General features: G+C 34.0%; 17 protein-coding genes. 3 read left to right on the top strand and 14 right to left on the bottom strand.

Going from position 1 to position 22,028, the window contains the following annotated elements; genetic code table 11:
• Nucleotides 1-112: 112 nt before the first annotated feature.
• Nucleotides 113-853 (bottom strand): tyrosine-protein phosphatase, encoded by a 741-nt coding sequence (locus tag ACJJVP_RS17415; RefSeq protein ID WP_405415751.1) that lies wholly within the window; start codon nucleotides 851-853, stop codon nucleotides 113-115.
• A 278-nt stretch (nucleotides 854-1,131) separates the two neighbouring features.
• Between ACJJVP_RS17415 and ACJJVP_RS17410 the strand changes: the two genes are divergently transcribed.
• Both ACJJVP_RS17410 and ACJJVP_RS17405 read left to right on the top strand, forming a co-directional pair.
• A complete protein-coding gene (locus ACJJVP_RS17410) occupies nucleotides 1,132-1,713 on the top strand; it encodes a tRNA-(ms[2]io[6]A)-hydroxylase (protein ID WP_405415749.1) in 582 nt (193 codons plus the stop codon).
• Nucleotides 1,714-2,122: 409 nt separating this feature from the next.
• Nucleotides 2,123-2,425 (top strand): hypothetical protein, encoded by a 303-nt coding sequence (locus ACJJVP_RS17405; RefSeq protein ID WP_405415747.1) that lies wholly within the window; start codon nucleotides 2,123-2,125, stop codon nucleotides 2,423-2,425.
• A gap of 477 nt (nucleotides 2,426-2,902) precedes the next feature.
• Here ACJJVP_RS17405 and ACJJVP_RS17400 read toward each other — a convergent pair whose 3' ends face one another.
• From ACJJVP_RS17400 to ACJJVP_RS17375, 6 genes are read right to left on the bottom strand one after another with little or no spacing between them, the layout of a single operon-like run.
• Complete coding sequence (locus ACJJVP_RS17400; protein ID WP_405415745.1) at nucleotides 2,903-4,471, bottom strand: amidohydrolase; 1,569 nt, start codon at nucleotides 4,469-4,471, stop codon at nucleotides 2,903-2,905.
• Between the two features lie 4 nt (nucleotides 4,472-4,475).
• The gene (locus ACJJVP_RS17395; RefSeq protein ID WP_405415743.1) at nucleotides 4,476-5,813 is read right to left on the bottom strand and encodes an aspartate aminotransferase family protein; all 1,338 of its coding nucleotides are present in this window, start codon (nucleotides 5,811-5,813) and stop codon (nucleotides 4,476-4,478) included.
• A gap of 11 nt (nucleotides 5,814-5,824) precedes the next feature.
• Nucleotides 5,825-6,472: a GNAT family N-acetyltransferase gene (locus tag ACJJVP_RS17390; protein WP_405415740.1), complete on the bottom strand. Its 648-nt coding sequence runs from the start codon at nucleotides 6,470-6,472 to the stop codon at nucleotides 5,825-5,827.
• Nucleotides 6,473-6,481: 9 nt separating this feature from the next.
• Entirely contained in the window at nucleotides 6,482-7,915 is a 1,434-nt protein-coding gene (locus ACJJVP_RS17385) for an NAD-dependent succinate-semialdehyde dehydrogenase (protein ID WP_405415737.1), read from the bottom strand.
• Nucleotides 7,916-7,923: 8 nt separating this feature from the next.
• Nucleotides 7,924-9,237: an aspartate aminotransferase family protein gene (locus tag ACJJVP_RS17380; RefSeq protein ID WP_405415734.1), complete on the bottom strand. Its 1,314-nt coding sequence runs from the start codon at nucleotides 9,235-9,237 to the stop codon at nucleotides 7,924-7,926.
• 14 nt (nucleotides 9,238-9,251) lie between these two features.
• Nucleotides 9,252-10,685, bottom strand: coding sequence for an NAD-dependent succinate-semialdehyde dehydrogenase (locus tag ACJJVP_RS17375; protein ID WP_405415732.1), 1,434 nt, complete (start codon nucleotides 10,683-10,685; stop codon nucleotides 9,252-9,254).
• A 198-nt stretch (nucleotides 10,686-10,883) separates the two neighbouring features.
• Here ACJJVP_RS17375 and ACJJVP_RS17370 point away from each other — a divergent pair, with 198 nt between their 5' ends.
• Nucleotides 10,884-11,918: a hypothetical protein gene (locus ACJJVP_RS17370; protein ID WP_405415730.1), complete on the top strand. Its 1,035-nt coding sequence runs from the start codon at nucleotides 10,884-10,886 to the stop codon at nucleotides 11,916-11,918.
• A 4-nt stretch (nucleotides 11,919-11,922) separates the two neighbouring features.
• Here the strand turns inward: ACJJVP_RS17370 and ACJJVP_RS17365 are convergent, their stop codons facing one another.
• From ACJJVP_RS17365 to ACJJVP_RS17335, 7 genes are all read right to left on the bottom strand, one after another.
• Nucleotides 11,923-13,350, bottom strand: coding sequence for an NAD(P)/FAD-dependent oxidoreductase (locus tag ACJJVP_RS17365; RefSeq protein WP_405415727.1), 1,428 nt, complete (start codon nucleotides 13,348-13,350; stop codon nucleotides 11,923-11,925).
• 152 nt (nucleotides 13,351-13,502) lie between these two features.
• Complete coding sequence (locus ACJJVP_RS17360) at nucleotides 13,503-13,886, bottom strand: cupin domain-containing protein (RefSeq protein ID WP_405415726.1); 384 nt, start codon at nucleotides 13,884-13,886, stop codon at nucleotides 13,503-13,505.
• 7 nt (nucleotides 13,887-13,893) lie between these two features.
• Nucleotides 13,894-14,736 (bottom strand): hypothetical protein, encoded by an 843-nt coding sequence (locus tag ACJJVP_RS17355; RefSeq protein WP_405415723.1) that lies wholly within the window; start codon nucleotides 14,734-14,736, stop codon nucleotides 13,894-13,896.
• 17 nt (nucleotides 14,737-14,753) lie between these two features.
• Complete coding sequence (locus ACJJVP_RS17350; RefSeq protein WP_405415721.1) at nucleotides 14,754-16,256, bottom strand: aldehyde dehydrogenase family protein; 1,503 nt, start codon at nucleotides 16,254-16,256, stop codon at nucleotides 14,754-14,756.
• An 83-nt stretch (nucleotides 16,257-16,339) separates the two neighbouring features.
• On the bottom strand, nucleotides 16,340-17,743 hold the full coding sequence (locus ACJJVP_RS17345) for an aminotransferase class III-fold pyridoxal phosphate-dependent enzyme (RefSeq protein ID WP_405415719.1): 1,404 nt from the start codon (nucleotides 17,741-17,743) through the stop codon (nucleotides 16,340-16,342).
• Nucleotides 17,722-19,185, bottom strand: coding sequence for a CoA-acylating methylmalonate-semialdehyde dehydrogenase (gene mmsA, locus ACJJVP_RS17340; protein WP_405415716.1), 1,464 nt, complete (start codon nucleotides 19,183-19,185; stop codon nucleotides 17,722-17,724). The genes ACJJVP_RS17345 and mmsA overlap by 22 nt, the downstream gene beginning before the upstream one ends.
• Nucleotides 19,186-19,189: 4 nt before the next feature.
• Nucleotides 19,190-21,835, bottom strand: a complete 2,646-nt coding sequence (locus ACJJVP_RS17335) for a TonB-dependent receptor (protein WP_405415714.1) — start codon at nucleotides 21,833-21,835, stop codon at nucleotides 19,190-19,192.
• Nucleotides 21,836-22,028: the final 193 nt, after the last annotated feature.

The raw sequence follows: 22,028 nt of genomic DNA, 5'->3' as shown, positions 1-22,028 counted from the left end.
ATAATAATGATTGTTCTTCTAAAAGTATTATTATTCAATTCGTTTGATGCCTGTAAAATGACTTTAAAAAAGTGAGAGATAAAAATTAGGTAGTCAACTTTTATAAAATAAGTTATTTAAAATTATAAATAGTTTTTTCAATTAGAGGCTTAATAAGAGTCAGTGTTTTTTCATTGAAGCTTATTTTTTTCAAAGAATTTAATTGAGAAATTTTATGGATGTCACTAGCTATAAAATCAATTAGATTATTTTTTAATAGCCAAAGGGCTGTCTGTTTTACTTCTTTACCGTAGTATTCGCTTAAAGACAAAATATTCATTTGAAACAATAGCCCTTCATCCTTATATTCTGGATATGTTTTGAGATTTTTATGTAGATATGCATACCTTTCAGGATGAGCAAAAATGGGAAATAACCCAGAACTTTTTATTTTTTGAGTTGCACTATCAAAATTAATAGATGCCTGTAGATAAGACATTTCAATTAAAAGATAATTTTTTGCTAAAGGCATAAATTGGTTGTCCTCTAGAATTTTTTCAAATCCTGAATCTATCATGTGCTCTGCAGCGATATCAATACGTACATGTCCTAAATTATTCATTTTTAAAGCATTTTTAAGTAACGATAATGAGCTATTGATGGTAATCGGAGTATTAGGGTAGTAGTTCTCCATTATATGCGGAGTGCATATAAAATCTGTCACTCCGAACTCACTAAAACCTTTAATAAGTTCAATGGAATCATCAACAGTCTTTGCTCCATCATCTATGCCAGGTAATATATGGTTATGTATATCTATAAAACCTTCTAAGTGATCAATTAAAAAATGTTTCTTGGAGAAAAAATTAAACATAAGTAAAGATTAGATTTTTATTTTTGTCAGTGCAGGAAAGTACTTGAAAATGTATAGAAACAAGTTTTACTGAGTAATTCCGTACAAAATTAACTATTCGACCTTACTTTCATAGAGATATAACTAAATATTCTTGTCATAATTGTTTGGTGTTTGTGAGAAAACCTATTTAGATAAGAGTCTACAGGCTTTGTCTTGATTATAAATAATGCTTATTTGTTAATTATCATTTAACATGATAATTATACACCTATTTTTGCCAAAAAAATAAATAGCACATGCTTCATTTAAAATTAGCAACTGATCCTCGATGGGTAAATATTGTTGAAAAAAACATAGAAGAAATACTAACGGATCATGCATGGTGCGAACAAAAGGCAGCAACTAATGCTATAACCATTATTACACTTAATTCAGAGTATACAGATTTAGTAACCGATTTGCTTTTATTAGCTCAAGAAGAGCTAGTTCACTTCCAAATGGTTCATGATATTATTAAAAAACGTGGTTATACATTGGGAAGAGAACGTAAGGACAGTTATGTAAATGAGCTGTATAAATTTATGAATAAAGGTGGTAATAGGCTACAATCGATGATAGATAGACTTTTGTTTTCTGCAATGATAGAAGCAAGAAGCTGCGAACGTTTTAAAATACTTTCAGAGGAAATACAAGACCCCGAATTATCTAAATTCTATAGGGACTTAATGATTAGTGAAGCAGGTCACTACACTATATTTATTGGTTTTGCTCGCAAATATGGCCAAGATGTAGATGTCGACAAACGCTGGCAAGAGTTAGTTGAGTTTGAAGCAGAAGTGATTCAAAAGTATGGGAAAGATGAAACCATTCATGGTTAATCATTTTAGATAAAGCCTCTGTGTAGAAGTTGAACGCCACATTGCGAATAAGTTTTACTAATTTTAAAATAATGATAAGATACTAAAACAAGCTTCACCAATATTTCTAATGCTGTTTTGGTTGGTTTCCTGTACGTCTCAGCATGTACAATAGTCAGGAGGCATAGACAAATCTGCAGGGGGAGGAGCAGCCTATATAATTGAGTCTGCTTTGGCTACTTATTATCTTGAGAAAGAAAGGGGAGGCTTTCAAGTATGATAGGTAGGGACGGTGTCGATTGGATTGGTTTTAACAATTAAGAAGGTTCGGGACACAAAGGGGAATACCGTGATTTTCCAAATGCAATTCACCGTAAAGACGGAAGTTATTTTCATGCTATGAACGCTGGTACGGCCTTCTACTTTTGAAGTGAAGATAGCATCTGAAGAACATATTTGTATCGTATTTACTTCTGAAAACGGAAATTGGAAGGGACAATGGTATTTTTACGCTAATCGTTGTGATTTTACCATGGCAGAAGTAAGTCCGGGGTACAAATACTGGGTGCAGTATGAAGGTGTGCCTAGTGGTGAAATGGATAGTACCGAATTCTGGTATGCTTCGGTAGATAAGGAAAAACATCAAATCACTGAGCCTTTTAACGGAGATCTGCCTTCGCCCGAATGGATGGCTTTTGGGGACAAAGAATCTTCAAGACAATTATGTGTATAAAGAGTTTATGACACTATTTGGCTTCGGAAGGAAAAATGGCGAAAAAACAAACAAGAACCTTAGCGCTCTTCAGACTTTTTCTATTGGTGTTATAGAGTTGAGTAAATATTCTGATGTTGATAGGGCTATTAGGCAAATAGTAGATTGAACAAATCAATCATTATTCTTCTGTAATCAAAGTAGTGACTGACAAGAATTATTTAGAGAATTTTTGATAAAATTTATTTGTTTTTAAATTAAGGAAATAATTTTGACTTTATTTTTAAATTTTTTTTTTCAAATTGCTGGTATATGGCTTTTGCTAAAAAAAAATATAATGGATAAGATTTTAGCGCTATTACTTACCGGATACAATAATTATCAGTTTCAGTAAAATATAAGGGTAAAGGAACTCAAGATTTAAATGAAGGATACGATGTTAGTTTCTTTTTGTTTGTTATTGGTTGTTAGTAATTAAAAAAGCTTTTATGTATATATTCAAGAGTATATTTGTACACCATTTACCCAAACTTGTTCAACTACAATGTCTTCAATTTTAGAAACCTCTTTTTTGAATAGATTGTCTGCTAATACTATAAAATCTGTTTTTTTACCTTTTTGCAAACTTCCTTGTTGTTTCGCAACACTACTTGCTATTGCACTACCCATTGTATAAGCATAAATAGCTTGCTCTAAGCTTACGCTTTCTTTTGCAGTAATTGTATATCCGTTTATATCTTTTCGGTTAATTGCAGCTTCTATACAAGATAGTGGTCTAATATCTTTTACAACAGGTCCATCTGTAGAAAAAGCTACATTTATGTTATGATCAAACATAGATTTAAATGGATAGCAAACTTCCAGATACTCATCTGTTAGGGTTTCTCTAAAATTTTTGCCTAACTCTTTAATGAAAATTGGTTGGGTAACAATATGAATACCCATTTTTTCAATTCTTTTTAATTGAATTTTTGTTGGCAGTCCTAAATGTTCTATTCTATGCTTTGGAGCATTTGGGTTATTTTTATATAATTGTTCATAAATATCAAGCACTAAATCAATGGCAACATCTCCTATAGCATGTGTGGCTATCTGAAAACCTTTACGCTGGGCTTCTAATGCAGCTTTAAAGAATACCTCTTTATTTAATCTAAGAATACCTTTGCTTTTTGAGTTTTTGTAGGTTTTGCTCAAAGCAGCAGTCTGACCACTTAAACCTCCATCAGAGAAAAATTTAACTGTATTTATTACTAATTTATCAGAATGATATTTCTCAGGAATAGGCAAAGGAGTGTCATCTCCGTCTGGAATAACAATAGGAAAAGCATGAATGCGAATAGGTAATTTCCCTGCAGCATCCATTTTTTTATAAACAGCGAGCAAATCGGGCATCACGGCAGGGTCAGAAACCGATGTTACACCTACTTTTATAAATGCATCACAAGCTGCAAGAATCATCTTTTCATAATCGGCATCGGTAATCTTAGGAAAATGTTTTAGCGCTAAACCTAGTGCGGTTTCACGCAAAATTCCATTGGGGATTCCCAAGGAATCTAAATCCATCATACCACCATATGGTACTTTTGTGTTGCTATTAATACCGCAAACTTCAATAGCTTTTGAATTTAAAGTTGCAATATGGGCACAGGTTCTTTGTAAAAAAACAGGCTTATCAGTGATAACACAGTCAATGTCTTCTTTAGTTGGAAGCCTACCTTCTTCCATTATAGAATCATTAAAACCTCTTGCTCTTATCCATTTTAAATCAGGATTATTTTTTGAAAACTCCTTTAGTTTAACTTGAATTTCTTTAATGCTAGTTACACCTCTCAAATCTAAATTAAACGTTAATAGATCTCCGATTTTCCAAAGATGTGCATGTGCATCAAAAAAACCAGGAAGAATCGTTTTCCCTTTTAAGTCAATATGATTTACAGAAGGAATACCTTTTTTAATTTCATTGTAATCTCCAACGGTAACGATAGTATCGCCCTCAAAGACCATAGCGTTTGCTAGTGGTTTTTGAGGGTTTACAGTATAGATAATAGCATTGTGTATTAATTGCATGTCCTTATTTGGCTATTTTATCAATTGCGTTTTGTAATACCACCATACCATCTTCTAATTGCTCGTCTGTAATACTAAAAGGTACTAATAAACGTATGCAGTTAGAAAATAATCCAGCTCTAATAACCACCAAACCCTTACTTAAGGCTTCAACTAAAATGGCTTGTGTAAGCTCTGGGTTTGGTTCTTTTGTAGTTTTATCTTTTACAAATTCTATAACTTGCATAGCACCGAGGCCTCTAACATCACCAATAAATTTATTATTGGTTTGCCATAGTTCCATTTTTATTCTCATTATTTGAGCAATTTCATTCGCTCTATTTAAAAAGGAAGGTGTGTTTATGATATCGATAGTTGCCAATGCAGCAGCTGAGGCTACTGGATTTGCTCCATACGTACCACCAACAGCTCCAGGGTGTGGGGTGTCTAATATTTCAGATTTACCGGTGATGGCACTAATTGGCATACCAGAACCCATTGATTTTGCCATGGTTATCATATCAGGCACAACACCTGTTGCGTGTTCTATAGCAAACATTTTTCCTGTTCTACCGAAACCACTTTGAATTTCATCGGCAATCATTACAATACCATTCGCATCACAAATACTACGTATTTTTTGTAAAAAAGCAGTTGGCATTGGCACAAAACCACCTTCACCTTGTACAGGTTCAATAACGATTGCTGCAATATCTTCTGGGCTAATTTGAGAAATCATAGCATGGTCTAATTGCTTAATACAATGGTCTAAATATTGCTCTTCTGTCATTCCTTCAAAAGGTCTGTACATGTTAGGTGCAGGCAAACGATAAATATCAGAAGCCATAGAACCGTATCCTTTTTTAAATAACCCATATTTACTCGTCATACTCATTGTTAAGTAAGAACGGCCATGATAACCACCTTCAAATACAATAACACCTGCTCTTTTGGTGTAATATCTTGCAATATTTACGGCATTATCAACGGCTTCGGCACCAGAATTTGCTAGCAATGTTTTTTTAGGGAAAACACCAGGAGTTATCTCATTTAACTTTTCACATAACTCTACCGCAGGTTCATTTGTACATACCAGAATACAAGAATGTATGCTTTTATCAACTTGCTTTTTAATGGCATCTACTACTTCTTTAGGGCGATGACCGGCATTTAATACACCTATACCACCAGCAAAATCTATTAGTTGATTACCGTCAACATCCCAAATTAATGCACCTTCAGATTTTTCTACTACAACATTAGAAAGTTTGCCTAAGCCTGCTGGCATAGATGCTTTTCTTCGTTCTAATATAGCTTCACTTTTTGGTCCTGGTATAGTTGTCTTTAATTTTATAGTACTCATAATTTCTTTTATTATATTTTATGATTGGCATCTAAGGTTAATAAAACACCGCTGTTTCCACAGGTTGGGTCATCGCAATAATCTTCGATTAAATTCCCTATTTCAAAACCTATTTTTTGCTGAACAGATACAGTTGGATCATTGATTTCTCCATCTTTTAGCTTTTCAAAATATTCCTTTGGAGTTAATAAATCTTTATACCTGTAATAACCATTTAGCATCCCTACGGTTAACTGTCCTTTTAACCCTAAAAAACGAGTTAGTTCTTGTCTAGCGCGATATAATTCTTTACCAAATCCGTTACCTCTATATTTTTTATCAACACCTACATCTAAACCATATAACCACTCTCCATCGGGATTATAGTTGTCTAATACCCGATTGCCTGCTGCTTCTAAAAATGTGTGAGATTCTGTAACGTATTGGGTTCTAGATGTTGTACTCATACCAATAACTTTATCGCCATCTAAAATCACAAATTGACCTTCTGGAAAAGTTTTAATATGTGCTAAATAATGCTCTTCTTTAAAAATTTCATCATCTGAAAGATTAGGAAAAACCTTTTTTTGCAAAGCAGCTAGTCCCTTTGCATGTTCTGGTTTTGAGTGCATTAAGATGTATCCGTGATTTAGTGTTTTGGTATAAATAAATTGTGTCATATCGTTTTTTTATAAGCTGCCAATGCTTATTAGTTTTTTATCTAAATATTCGTAAATACCATCGTTTCCTAACTCACTTCCTTGTCCACTTTCTTTCATGCCTCCAAAAGGAGCTTCTGTTGCATGTGGTGTCCATTCGTTAATTCCGATAATTCCAAAATCGATGGCTTCACTAGCTATAATAGCCGTATTTAAGTTGTTTGTCCATATGTATGCCGCTAAGCCATACTGAGTTTTATTTGCTAAAGAGATAGCTTCATCCATGGTTTCAAAAGTGGTAACCGCCATTATAGGTCCAAAAATTTCATTTTTAAACACGGAAGATTCTTGGTTTACATTACCAATCAGTGTCGGTTTAAAAAAGTATCCTTTACCATTTTCTTGATGATTTTCGCCACCAACAATTACTTCTGCTCCAGATGCTACTGCGGTAGAAACAAAATTGTTAAGCTGCTCTTGTTGTTTTTTATTAATGACAGGGCCAATTTGTGAGTTGGCATTCAGACCATTACCTATAGCATAATTTGCAACATGTTTTGCAGCTTCCTCTATAAATGCATGATATGCATCTTTATGCACAATATAGCGTTGTGGAGAAATACAAACTTGACCACAGTTTCTAAATTTAGCAGTAACTGATGAAGCAGCAACTTCTTTTATGTTGACATCAGGAAAAACTAATACAGGGGCGTTGCCACCCAGTTCTAATGATAGTTTTGTATTCGTTATAGATGCTTTATCCATTAAAAGTTTACCAACTCTTGTGCTACCAACAAAATGCATTTTTTTAACCTCTGGAGCATGCATTAAGCTGTCTCCAATTTCTGAAGCATTACCAAAAACTAGATTTATTACTCCTTTTGGCAGGGCTGATTCCTCAAAAATTTGTGCTAATAGAATAGCAGTTAACGGTGTTTCTTCTGAAGGTTTTGCAACTATACTGCAACCTGCTGCTAATGCGGCACCCCATGGTCTTGCTAAGTTCCATATTGGAAAATTCCATGCAGTAATTATACCAACAACACCTACGGGCTGGTAAATGACTTGCATACGCTTATTATTTCTACTCGCAGGAATAACAGTACCATAGGTACGTTTTGCTTCTTCTGCGAACCATTCAAATAAATCGGCCGCAATCATCCATTCACCAGTGGCTTCCAATAATGGTTTTCCACTTTCTTTTGTTGTTATTTCGGCATATTCTTTTGCCTTTTCTCTAATTTTTAGAGCAACACTTTTTAAAAGCTTAGCTCTGTCAAAAGCATTGGTGTTTTTCCAAACTTTAAATGATTGACTTGCAGCTTTTATTGCTAAATCTGTTTCTAAGCTACCAGCATTTGGTAGTTTTACAATGACTTCTTCTGTAGCTGGGTTTAATACATCGAAAGTAGAATTATCTTCAGCATTTTTCCAAGTACCGTTTATATATAATTGATTTTTCATTTTTGAAATTATGCTGTTAATTCTCCTATAGCTTCTTCTAGAATATCCAGACCTTCGTTTAATTGTTTTTCAGAAATTGTTAAAGGGCTCAATACACGTATGCAATTACCAAAAGTACCCGCACTAATAATAATTAGACCTTTTTCTTCACAGCGTTTTATAAGAGCAGACGCTAAGGTTGCGTTTGGCTCCCAAGGGTTATTGTTATTTATTAATTCTATGGCGAGCATAGCACCTAAACCTCTAACATCTGCAACAGTATCAAACTTTTGTTTAAAATGTTCAAAACGACTTTTTACAATATTACCAACATTCTCACCTAGTTTATTTATATTAATAGTTTCCATATATTCTATGGTTGCTAAAGAAGCTACACAACAAATAGGATTACCAGGGTAGGTGCCACCAATGGCGCTGGGGTTTGCTTTATCCATAATTTCTGCTTTCCCGATTACGGCTCCAATAGGCATACCGCTACCCATACTTTTTGCCCAAGTAGAAATGTCTGGTGTAAAGTTGTTATAATGTTGATAAGACGCCCATTTTCCTGTTCTTCCAAAACCAGATTGAACTTCATCTGCAATCATTAGAATATGATTTGCTTTACAAACTTCTTGTAAAGCTTCTAAATACTTTGGTGGCATTACCGTAAAACCACCTTCACCTTGAACCAATTCAAAAATAACAGCAGCTATTTGTGATGTAGATACTTGGTGGTTAAAGAAATCCTTCATTTTTTGAATCTGTTCATCTAAATAAGCTTCTTCTGTCATTCCTTTTCCAAAGCGGAAATGATTTGGAAATTCTAAACGATATACTTCGGGTGCAAAAGGCCCACAACCATCTTTATATTTGTTTTTAGATGTCAGTGTCATTGCCATCATTGTTCTTCCATGAAAAGCACCTGTAAACGAAACAATACCTTGTTTTCCGGTTGCCATCCTTGCAATTTTTATTGCATTTTCTACAGATTCGGCTCCTGAGGTGGTAAGCATCACTTTTGTAGCATCACTATGGGGAAACAAATCGACCAGTTTTTCTGCTAGATTTAAATATTCTTCGGTCAAAGAAACATTAAAACACGTGTGTATTAATTTTTCTGCCTGCGCCTGTATCGCTTTTACAACAGGCTCTGGGCTATGTCCTGCATTTAATACTCCAATGCCACCAGCAAAATCAATTTGCGGCCTATCATTAATATCCCAAATAGTAGCACCTTTTGACCTCGATGCGGTTGATGGGTTGAATATACCCAATGCATCTGGCACTAATTTTTTACGTTTTTCAAATAATGTTGTAACGCTTGCTTTTTTTGTTATCATTATTTTTTGTGTTTCTAGATTGAAAAATTTATATATTTTGTTACAACATATTCATCAATTCCGTATTTGGAACCTTCACGACCAATACCGCTTTCTTTTATTCCGCCAAACGGCGCAACTGTTGTAGAAATACTTCCGGTATTTACGCCTACCATACCATATTCTAAAGCTTCTGCTACTCGCCAAATTTGACTCATATTATTTCCATAGAAATACGACGCTAGCCCGTAGGGTGTATCATTAGCCATTTGAATGACCTCTTGTTCAGTTTCAAATTGAAATAGGGTAGAAATAGGACCAAAAATCTCTGCATTCGCAATTTCCATGCTAGTGGTAACATTGGTTAAAATTGTAGGTTCGTAAAATAAATCGCCTAACTCATTTTTCTTACCTCCGATTACCAGACTAGCTCCTTCATTAATAGCTGAATCAACTAATTTTTCTACTTTGGTAACGGCTTCTTTATTAATTAGAGGACCAATCGTACATTCGGAATCTAAGCCATCTGCAACTTTTAATTTTTTTACTGCTTTTGTATATTTTTCAATGAATTCGTTCGCAACTTTACTTTGCACAAAAATTCTATTCGTACAAACACAGGTTTGGCCTGCGTTACGGTATTTTGAAGCAATAGCTCCTACAACTGCTTTATCAATGTCTGCATCATTGAAAACTATAAAAGGCGCATTACCACCTAGTTCCATAGATACTTTTTTTACGGATGCAGCACATTGTTGCATTAGTAATTTTCCGACCCTGGTAGAACCTGTAAATGATATTTTTTTTACCAAAGGATTTGTGGTTAATTCACTACCAACACTAATGGGTGACTTGCTCGTAACAATATTTATAACTCCCTTAGGAAAACCAGCTTCTTCTGCCAATTGAGCTAATGCTAATGCGGAAAAAGGAGTCAATTCTGATGGTTTTATGACCACAGTACAACCAGCTGCTAGGGCAGGAGCCACTTTTCTAGTAATCATAGCGTTTGGAAAATTCCAAGGTGTAATAGCGCCTACTACGCCAATAGGTTGTTTTAAAACTATTATTCTAGAATCTCTTGTGTGGCCAGGGATAACATCACCATAAACTCTTCTTGCTTCTTCTGCAAACCATTCTATAAATGAAGCACCATAAAGAATTTCTCCTTTTGCCTCAGCTAAAGGTTTCCCTTGCTCTATAGTAAGTATTTTTGCTAAATCTTCTATATTATCAAGTATAAGTTGATGCCATTTTTTTAGATAGGATGCCCGCTCTGTTGCAGAATAATTTTTCCACTTTTTAAAAGCGCAGTGGGCGGCTTCAATTGCGTCTTTAGTTTCCGTAGTTTTCATGTCAGGAACACTACCTATAACCAATTGGTTAGCGGGATTAACGATATCGAACCTATCTGAAGAAAAAGCATTTACCCATAAGCCATTAATAAAAGATTTATCTTTGAGTAACATAAGTATTGTTATGTTTAATTTATTTTGATGCTAAAGTATTGCGGTCAAATAAGAACTAAAAACTGACACTTCTTTAAGAGGAAAAGGGGTTATTAATATAAGCCGACGCCATATAACATATCTTTCTAGAAAATTTTAGTCAAAAAAAAGTCAAATCAGTTTTTTTTATTACATTGAACCTTCAAATACTACTTTATTTTGGAGCAGCATAAAATTTTTAGACATATTGAAAAAAATGAAGTAATTCTAAAGGTATTAAGTCACCGTACTACATTAACTAACTGGCAACTTTATACTCGAACTCATTTTAATATTATAGCTACAGAAATTAACAAAATTGTTTCTGAAAAAGTTTTAAAGAATCCTAAATTAATCTCAGATTTTTTGTTGATAGGAAAGGATAAAGTAGAAAATATTATACTTGATTATCGATATGGTGGTATTGATGATGTTTTAGATCATTTAAATTTAGACGGAAATAAACCCTTCAATTGGATAAGTGGTAAGACTTTAGAGCGATATTGGAAAGAAGAAAATATAAAACCCAAAGATTTAAAATGGAATGTTTTATTAACTTTTCTTGATGTGCCAATATTAAATTGGGACGATTGGAAATATTCGTCTGATTTAACTGTGGAAACACCAGAGCCAGAAAAGTTAATAGATAATACCGATCAAAGAATACTTACCAGAAAAAGTAAAGTTTTTTTTAATAATATAAGAAACTATTATTTAGGTAGTTATTATCTCTACTATTTAAAAACGGATAATAATCAACAGCTCATTAAGACCCGTTTTATCATAAAATCTGAAAATGATGAAATTATTGTAGAAAGTGTTTCTGAACGACAGACTTATCGAAGTACAATGGTAAAACGTATGCAGAGTAATCTATACATATCTTGTAAAAACTTAAATTGGAACGAAGAAGAAATATTTTTGTTCAATATAGGATTAGAAACAAAACCTGAAGTAATTTTTGGTGTTTCGATAACCCTTACTAGTAAAGGAAGTATACCCGTCGCAATAAAAAATGTGCTGATAAAAGAAAGTAGCGACATTTTAGCATTAGAAAATACAGAAGAAAAACAAATTTCTTTGAAAAATTATAACGCCAACACCGATGAAAGGGAATTGGCGGTTATTAATTATTTTAAAAATGATATTTCTTCACCCTTATTATTTGGAGAATTCGGTATGACTATACAAGAGTTTATTGATATGAACTCTTAATTATTTAGGAGTCAAAACCTAAACCCAAACTATCTAAGATACCAAGCCAAATTCCTCTCTTACCATCATTAGCATCTGATTGAGCAATTTTCTTTTTGGTATACTGAATAAAGAAATGACGCAAGGGCTCTGGCGGAAACGGCATTGGTTTTTTCTGTACCATTTTAAGTTGCGTTCTTTCATTATCTATATTTTCTAAAAGGTCTAAAGCTACACGTGCACCAAATCTACTAGCTCCAACACCAAGACCTGTATAACCACCTACCCAAACTAGCTTTCCATTAAATTTTGTGCCAAAAGTTGCTGAAAATTGAGAAGTTGTTCCAATAGGACCAGCCCATTTATGTGTAAATTTTAATTGCCCCTCTAATTGCGGAAATGCCTCAAAAAAATGGTCTGAAAGTAATTCAAATGAAGTTTCTCTTTTTTCTTTGTCGGGACCCATTTCACTATTTTTATAATAATTGGCATCCCAACCACCCCACAGAATTCTGTTATCTGCTGATAAACGGTAATAGTGAAACTGATTTGCGCAATCACCAACACCTTGCCTCCCTTCCCAACCTATCGAGGCTAATTGGGCATCACTTAAAGGTTCTGTCATTAAAACATGATCAAATATGGTGATTATGTGATTTCTAATCTTTTTAATGGGTTTTACCCAAGCGTTTGTAGCTGAAATTACTTGTGGTGCAGTAACACTTCCTTTAGGTGTTTTTATAATTAAGTTGTTATTTTCTTCTATAACGTCTAAAACCTCTGTATGTTCATAGAATTTTACACCTAGATTCAAACAAGCTCTTTTTAGACCCCAAACAAGTTTTGCAGGGTTTACCATTATGGTTTCGTTTTCAACTCGAAGCCCGGCCAAATTTGTTTCTGATTTTAATTCTTTTTGAATTTCTGTTTTGTTTAAAAAGGTAGCTTTAATTCCATATTTTGTATAGTCTTCAACACTCTCTTTTAATTCTTCAACCTGCCATTCAGCGTTTGCTGTATAAAGGGTACCTGTTTCTTCAACATCGGCATCGATATTATATTTTTTTATAGAATCTAAAATTCCTTTTAAATTTTCTCTTCCCAATCGGTTTAATGTGTTTAATTCATCTTCCCAACGTGCTATACCATTATGAAGGCCATGTGTTAAAGAAGACTCACAAAACCCTCCGTTTCGTGAAGATGCACCAAAGCCGGCAACATTTGCCTCGAGTACTATAATTTTTTTTTCAGGAGTATCTTCTTTAGCTTGTAATGCAGTCCATAAACCGGTATAGCCTGCACCGATAATAACTATATCTGCAACTGCCGCAACACTTAATGGTTTGCTTGGGGGTGGTTGGGTATTACTGTCTGACCAAAATACTTTTTGTTTGGTATCTTTTAATGCCGTTTTGGTCCATTTATTTCTCTTTCTATCTACAAATATGGTCATGCTCTAATTTGATTTTTTCTTAAATAAAAAAGATGAAAAGTAGCTTTTTAAATAAGTTTTAAATAGACCAATGTTTTTGTGGTCATTTTTATTCTTATTAATAAGTCCAATTTGATAACAAAGTGGATGATTTATAAGTCTACAAAACATAATTATTCTTGATTATCCCAAGTATTTCGTTCTACGATAATAAGTTCTTTATAAGCTGTTGGCATTTTCCATAAACCAGTAAACCCTTTTGGATATAGGAAAATATCACCTTCCTTATAATGCTGTTCTTTACCATTATCCGGTTTTAAAATAAGAGTGCCTTCCATAACAAAAACAACTTGGTCAAATGGATAGTCTACATCTTTTAAAATACCCGATTCTGATTTCCAGATAGACCCTATTAATTCTTTGCCTCTAAATATTTCTTTTTCCCAATGCCTAAGATTTCCTTCTATTTTAGTTTCTTCTGGCCATGAAGGACACTCTGTTAGTTGTGCATCATCATAAACACTGTGTTCTCCGATAATTTTTATAATATCTTTCATAGTTTTTTTAATATGTTTCTTTTTTCTCTGTTTCTTCTTCGATTTCTTTTTGCCATTTGAACATATTCATTTCTATGAAAGCAAAAGCTAAAATCCATAATAGAGCATCCCAAGTATCAAGATATTCTCCTGAAATCCCCCAAGATATTGCTGCTATTATTAAAATGGAATAGGCAATAATTTTGAAAAAGGTGTTAATGTGTTTAGCTCTTCCTACAAGCTTGTTTTTAAGTTGTAACCAAACTTCAATTTCTAAAACAATAACTATAATTAACCACGCTAGTGAATTGAATATATCAATTAAAGCGACTCTCTTGGCAATATTTATAGATTCTAAATCTGAGAGTATGGTGTTGTCTGAAAAAATGTAAAGCTGAGAGCTAGATGTTAAGACACTACAGTTTTCTGCTGTAATACTTGTAAATTCATCTAAGGCTAATAACCAAGATTTTCCAACATGTTGGCATAATAAAACCGTATCGGAAAGAGTTTGAAAATTACTGAACCAAAAGTACTTTTTTAAATAGCCATAAAAGGAATAAAAAATAAATGCATAGCACAAACCCGATATAACCTTTAAACTAAATTTTAAACCTCCTTTTAGTTTTTCATCATCAATAATATAAGTTTCTAATTCAAATATTAATAATAATATTACCCATGCGGCAGTATCAATGCTTCCAGAAAAACCTACAATTACATCTTTAATTGAGATATCACCCGAAAACATGGTCTTAGCACTTATTAAATCTTCATTAAGAAATAAAAAGACATTATAACTTAAAAGGACATAAATACAGTACTTAAATACTTGGTAAAATGATATAGATATGTTTTTTGTTTTTATCAAATTAATTCTGTTTCAAGTTAAAACCAATCCCATTTTTGTTTATCATAAGAGATAAGTATATTTTTATTTTTTCTATAGCCAGATAACATCATTTTATGATTTTCTCTACCATAGCCAGATTGTTTATAACCCCCAAATGGTGCATGAGCAGGGTAGGTGTGATAGTTATTGACCCAAACACGCCCAGCCTTTATTTTTCTAGGCATTAGATAAGCTTCATGCATATCTCTGGTCCAAACAGCTGCGCCTAAACCATATTTAGTATCGTTAGCGATTTCTATAGCTTCTTGATGATTTTTAAAGGTAGTAACACACACTACAGGACCAAAAATCTCTTCTTGAAAAACTCGCATTTTGTTATGACCTTTTAAAATGGTGGGCTTTATATAAAACCCATCTTGTAAAGCTATATCGCTTATCTCAGATACTGCACCACCGCAAAGTACTTCGCAACCTTCATCGATACCAATTTGTATATAGTTTAAAATTTTATCGTATTGCGATTTTGATACTTGAGTAGAAATTTGTGTTTCTTCATCAAAAGGGTTCCCTTGTTTAATACTTTCTGTTCTTGCAATAATGCGAGCTATAAAATCTTCGTAAATATCTTCATGAATCAATAATCTTGAAGGGCAGGTACAATCTTCTCCTTGGTTAAGAGCAAATAATACGGCTCCTTCTACGCATTTATCATAAAAGTCATCGTCTTCATCTGCAATTGAGGGCATAAAAACATTGGGAGATTTACCGCCTAATTCCATCGTAGTAGGTATAATGCTTTCGGCTGCATATCTCATTAATTGTTGTCCTGTAGCAGTAGAGCCCGTAAAAGTAATTTTATCTACTTTTGCAGATTGTGCTAAGGGCGCGCCTGCTTCTTTACCAAAACCGTTAACTACATTAACTACGCCCTTTGGAATAACACTACCTATAATTTCCATCATTACTAAAATAGAGGCTGGTGTTTGTTCTGCGGGTTTTACAACCATAGTACAACCTGTGGCTAATGTTGGTGCAAGTTTCCATATAAAAATAAGTAATGGGTAGTTCCAAGGTATAATTGCTCCTACAACACCAATTGGTTCTGGAATATTAACAGAAAGTGTATTTGAATCTAATTCTGAGGCCGAACCTTCATCTGCTCTAATAACACCTGCGAAATAGCGTAGATGGTCTGCGCAATCTGCAACGTCTCCTATAGATTCTCTTATAACCTTACCTTTATCAAGTGTCTCTGCCTGTGCTAACACCTCTGCATTGTCTTCAATTAGTTGTGCAGCCTTAAGCATAATATTACTTCTGTCGGTAACAGAAGTTTCAGACCATGTTGCTAAAGCGTTATGTGCGGCGTCTAAAGCTTTTTCAATGTCTTGCGCATTACCTTGCGCAATTTTAGAGATTACTTTACCGTCTATTGGTGAGATATTATCGAAATATTTTCCAGATGAAGGTTCAACAAATGCTCCATTTATATATTGGTCGTATTTCTTTTTGAATGAAAATGGAGGTTTATAACTCATTAGCATATTGATTTTTTAATTGTTTAAAATAAAAATATAAAAAAAGCGAAAGACAATTTTTTAGGTTGACTTTCGCTTTGAAATTAATAGCACTGTGTATCTGCTATTAATAAGGCTTCAGATATAATTGCTAAGCCTTTATTTATTTCTTCTTTGGTGATGGTAAGTGGTGGCGCAATATAGATTTGATTCCACTTTACAAAAGTGAACATACCTTGCGCTTTAATACTAGCGGCAACCTTACCCATAACTCCCATTTCACTTGGTTTTGCATTCCAAGGTGCCATAGGTTCTTTTGTTTCTCTATTTTTAACCAATTCTAAACAACCCAGCATACCAGTATTTCTAAAATCACCAATAGACGGATGTTTTTCTTTCAATTTTTCAATTTGAGATTCAATATAAGTGCCCATTTTTGCAGCACGCTCTACTAAATTTTCTTTTTCAGTTATATTTATAACTTCTAAGGCTGCAGCACAAGAGACAGAATGAGCAGAGTAAGTAAGGCCTAGTGGTAAAGGTTTATCATCAAAAGCTTTTGCAATTGTATCTGTTGTAATCATGGCTCCCAATGGAAGGTAACCACTTGTTAACCCCTTTGCCATTGTCATAATATCTGGAGTAACCTCATGATTATTAATACCAAACCATTTACCTGTTCTTCCAAAACCACTCATGACTTCATCAACAATAAATAGTATGCCATATTCTTCACAAAGTTCTTTAACTTTTTTAAGGTAGAAAGGCGGGTATTTTATACACCCAGAGGTTCCAGATTCACCTTCCATTAAAATTGCGGCAACGTTTTGCGGCCCTTCGTATAAAATGGTGTTTTTTAAGTTTTGAATAGCACGAGTACCACACTCTTCGGGTGAGGAAGAATACCAAGGACACCTATATGAATACGGGTTTTCTACATGCACAATATTTGGTAACTGGCTAGCATCTACCGATAGTTTTCTTGGGTCGCCCCCTGCCGATATTGTTGCTAATGTAGCACCGTGGTATGAACGGTAATGCGTTATCACTTTATGACGACCTGTGTGTAATCTTGCTAATTTAATGGCGTTATCATTTGCTTCTGCACCGCCTAATGTAAAAAATGTTTTAGTAAGATTGCCAGGGGTAATTTCAGCTAATTTAGCTCCTAATTCACCTCTAACTCTAGTAGCATTACTTGGAGCAACAAAGCTTATGCTTTGCATTTGCTTATACACTGCATCGGCAATTTCTTTTCTTCCGTGACCAATGTTTACATTCATTAATTGAGAAGAAAAGTCTAAATATTTTTTACCGCTTTCATCGTATAAATAAACACCTTCAGTCTTTTCAACCTTTATTGGTGAAATTCCTTTTTGTTTTGACCATGAAAAATAGGTGAAGTCTAAATTTTGTTGCCAAACATCTACATCATTTTCCACTTTTTTATCTATTGTATTGTTCATCGCTTCTTCAATAATAGTTATTAGCTCATCCAATCTGTCCAATCTTCAGCATTCCATTTTGTGGTTCTCTTCTTAAGTTTCGTCCAAAAGCTAATCGAATTTTTTCCTGTAATATCATTGGCGCCAAAGCTAGAATCGTTCCAACCGCCAAAAGAGAAAGGCTCTCTAGGTACTGGTACACCAACGTTTACACCCACCATGCCTGCGCTTGCCTTATCTAAAATATAGTTAGCCATACTACCGTTTTCAGTGAAAACAGCTGCAGCATTACCATAGGCAGAGTTATTTTCTATTGCAATAGCTTCATCTACATCGTTAGTTCTAATGATAGAAAGTACCGGTCCAAAAACTTCTTCGGTAGCAATATTCATGTCTGGTGTTACTTGGTCTATTACTGTTGGTCCAACATAAAAACCACCTTCTAAACCAGGAACAATGGTATTTCTTCCATCTACTAAAATTTTTGCCCCAGCTTCTTCTGCTTGGGTTATATAGTTTTCAATACGTTCTTTTGATTCTTTAGATATTACGGTACCTAGTTCATCTGTACCAGGTTTTAGGTTTCTCGATTGTTCGCAAATAGCATCAATCATTTTATCATTTTTGCCTACCATTACTAAAACAGAGGCCGCCATACAACGTTGACCTGCAGAACCTGCCATAGAGCTTACAATATTTGCAGCCATATCAATACTGGCATCTGGTAAAACAAATAAGTGGTTTTTAGCACCACCTAAAGAAATACATCTTTTGTAATTATATGTTGCTCTTCTGTAAACAATTTTTGCAACATTTGTAGAGCCTACAAAAGTTACTGCTTCAATACCTGGATGGTCACAAATTGCTTCTACAATTTCTTTTTCTCCGTTAACAATATTTAAAATACCATCTTCTAAGCCTGCTTCACTAAAAAGTTCGGCAATACGATAGGCCGTCATTGGTACTTGTTCTGATGGTTTTAAAATCATACAGTTACCAAGAGCGATGGCGTTTGGAATAGTCCACATAGGTACCATTGCAGGAAAATTAAATGGTACTATTGAAGCAACTACGCCTACAGGTACATGGGTTGTTCTACATTCAATACCTCTACTTACCATTTGCACTTCATCATTAATGAATTGCGGTAAAGAGCATGCAAATTCAGTTAATTCTATACCTTTTAGAACTTCTGCTTTTGCCTCGTCTTTTGTTTTTCCATTTTCAAGATATACGAGTTCAGAAAGTTCTTCGATATTATCTTCTAATAACTGTCTAAACCTATATAAAACTTGAACACGTTGTTTAAGTGTTTTAGATGACCAAGCGGGTAGTGCCGCTTTTGCCGCGTTTACTGCTTCATCTAAATCTTTAGAAGAAGAAAGTACAACGTTAGTTAAAACGCTGCCATCTATAGGAGAAATAACTTCTTTAGTTAGTTTAGACGCTTTTTCTGATTTACCGTTAATAAAATTTCCAGTTTTTGTTAATGTAAGTGTGCTCATTATATTAAAAATTTTGTTTTATGTTGATTCCAAGTGTAATAGGACGATTTGTTGCGAATCTTTCTCTACCGGGTAGGTTACCAGCAAAAGAAGATATGCTACCAAAGTTTGCTTGTGTATTTGTAAGGTTCTTTCCAAATAGTGCTATTTGGGTTTTGTTAAAAGTGTATCCTATACGAGCGTTGATTAAAGTGTAACTAGGGTACACTAATTCTGGTTCTATTTCTGGTTCGTAAGTACCAAAACGTTCTCCGGTGTGCTGTAAATCTGCTCTTAAATAGAGGCTTTTGTTTTCTGAAATTTGCTTCGTGTATTCGGCGTTAATATTTGCTGTAAAACTTGCTGCATCTAATATTTTGTCACCTTTATCTGCAGGAAGGTTTTCGCTTCCTTCATCAATCTCTGGCTCTAGAAGACCTAATCCTCCACCTAACTCAAAGTTTTTAGATAATTTACCTCTTAATTCCAATTCTAAACCTGCAGAGTGCGCAGAGCCTACATTAGCTGTATAGCCCCAACCAGAATCTAGAAGTCTATACTGTTGTAAATTATCCCACTTGTTGTAAAACAGAGCTAAATTTGAAATTAATTTTCCATTTGACCATACACCTTTAAAACCTATTTCATAGTTCCATATATAATCAGAACCAAACTCTGAAGGCCATTCTCCTTCTTCCAATTCTTCTTGGGCAAAAAGAGGTAATAATTCATTAGAATCACCTATTCTAAAGCCTTTAGCAGCAGTAGCATAGATTAATTTATCTTGGTCAATTTCATATGTTAAATTAAATTTAGGGTTTACACCACTTTCTGAAAATTTGGTGCTAAACGGAGAGAATACAAAACCAAAATCAGCGCCTGTCTCATTGATGTCTTTTTCTAAAGTTGCATTAAAGTAACGTAGCCCTAATGTGAACTTAAGTTTCTCGGTAATGTCGTAGTAAAACTGCCCAAATAATGCGAATTCAGAGTCTTTAAATTTACCTTTATAGGAATACCATGGTAGTTCATTATTATTTAGAATGTTGTTGTAGTCTGCTTCTGTATCTCCCCAAGCAGTTTCGTCTTCGTAGTCAGGATCACTAGTATCTGGGTTAGGGTCAGGGTAAGAGAACCAAGCATTATCTGATAATAAATACGTAGCTAAGCCAGTTCTATCGTCTTGGTAATTCCAATCTTGTGTTTCTGTGGCGTAGAAACCACCAGCCACAAAATTAAATTTGCCGTCAAAATCTGAATTGAAGCGTATTTCTTGTTGAAAAAGTTTAGAATCTACACCTCTGTCTACAGTACCTCCCCATATAGAAGTTAATGGTACCTCTCCAGGGTCTTCATCATACTCTATCCACCAATACGAATTAATATCAGAAACATCTTCTGTTTCTACAAAGTACCTGTCTAAATAATTTGTACTAGATGTTATGGTACCTACTTCTGTGTCTATGTTAATACCTAAACTATAATTTGTCCATTGATCTTCAAATGTTTCGTCTAATCCAGTATTACTGGTTTGAATAAAACTATCTACATCGCCTTCGGCAAAATCATAACCATCACCTTCTAGTCTTTGGTGTATAACGGTTCCAATTATGGATACGTTATCTGAAGGATAAAAACCTAGATTCGCATTAAACCCGTAGTTTCTTTTATCATCAACATTTTCTTTATCTTCTCTAGAGCATCCTTCACAACCATTTGTAATGATATTAAAGTCATCTCCATTATAATCTTCGGTGTCTCCATAAAAATCTTCGGTTAAAAGGGTATCATCATTCAACCAATCTATACTTTTGTTAGAAACTCTATCGTATATACCACTTTGAAAATTATAATACCCAGAAGCTCTAAAAGCTAGTTTGTCTGATAGCGGTATATTAATAAGACCTTGTAAGTTATAATCTAAATCACCTTCTTTAACAGATGCTAAATCTGCTTCAATAAACCCAGTTGTTTCAAAAACACTAGGCTTGTTTGTAATTACTTTTACAGCTCCACCCATGGTAGAAGAACCATATAGTGTTCCTTGGGGGCCTTTAAGTACTTCTATTCTAGAAACATCTATTAAATTAGGACTAATAGATTCTGGTAGAGGAGCACCGTTTAAGTACATTGCAGAAGTGCCATCACCTGAAATACCTCTAATAGAAATATCATTATTAAATCTTCCGCCCGCATCACCACCTTGCGTACCAAAAGAAAGATTCGGAATACCAGAAGCGAAATCTCTAAATTCTTTAGCACCTGTTCTTTGTATTAATTTTGGACCAATTACGCTAATACTCTGTGCCACTTTTTGAGAAGATTGAGCTGTTTGATTTGCTGTAACAATCACACCTTCTAATTGGCTGGCATCTTCTTCCATAACTATAATTAGTTCAGAGTCCGATTCAGTTATGGTGACTAGCTTCTTTTTAAAGCCCAAATAACTCAATATTATTATTTTGTTTTCTGGAGTAATTTCAATTGAAAAATTACCATCGAAATTTGAAGCTGTACCAATATTGGTGCCTTGTAGAATAATATTTACTCCTGGTAATGCTTGATTGTTAGCGTCTGTAATCTTACCTTTTATATTTTGGGCAGAAATGCCTATACTTGAAAATAAGAGTAAAAAGGATAATAAATTAATTTTGTTTTTAAATGGTTTCATTTTTTAGTTCTTTAGAGATGAAGCAAATCTAGAACGGGCAAATCATTACTAAAAATGGGCGTTATTATAATTTAAAGTTTGTACTAAAACAGGGGTTTAGTCTGCTTATAATTGACTTAGTCAAATTTTAGTCAAATTACAGGTGTCTGTTTTGTCAAAAATATTCTTATCAAATTTGTTAAAACCTTCAATT

The sequence above is a fragment of the Maribacter sp. Asnod1-A12 genome, from assembly GCF_045063735.1.
In the GTDB taxonomy this organism is placed as follows: Bacteria; Bacteroidota; Bacteroidia; order Flavobacteriales; family Flavobacteriaceae; genus Maribacter.
Note: the sequence above shows the minus strand (reverse complement) of the source record. Positions and strands in the feature narration are given on the sequence as shown.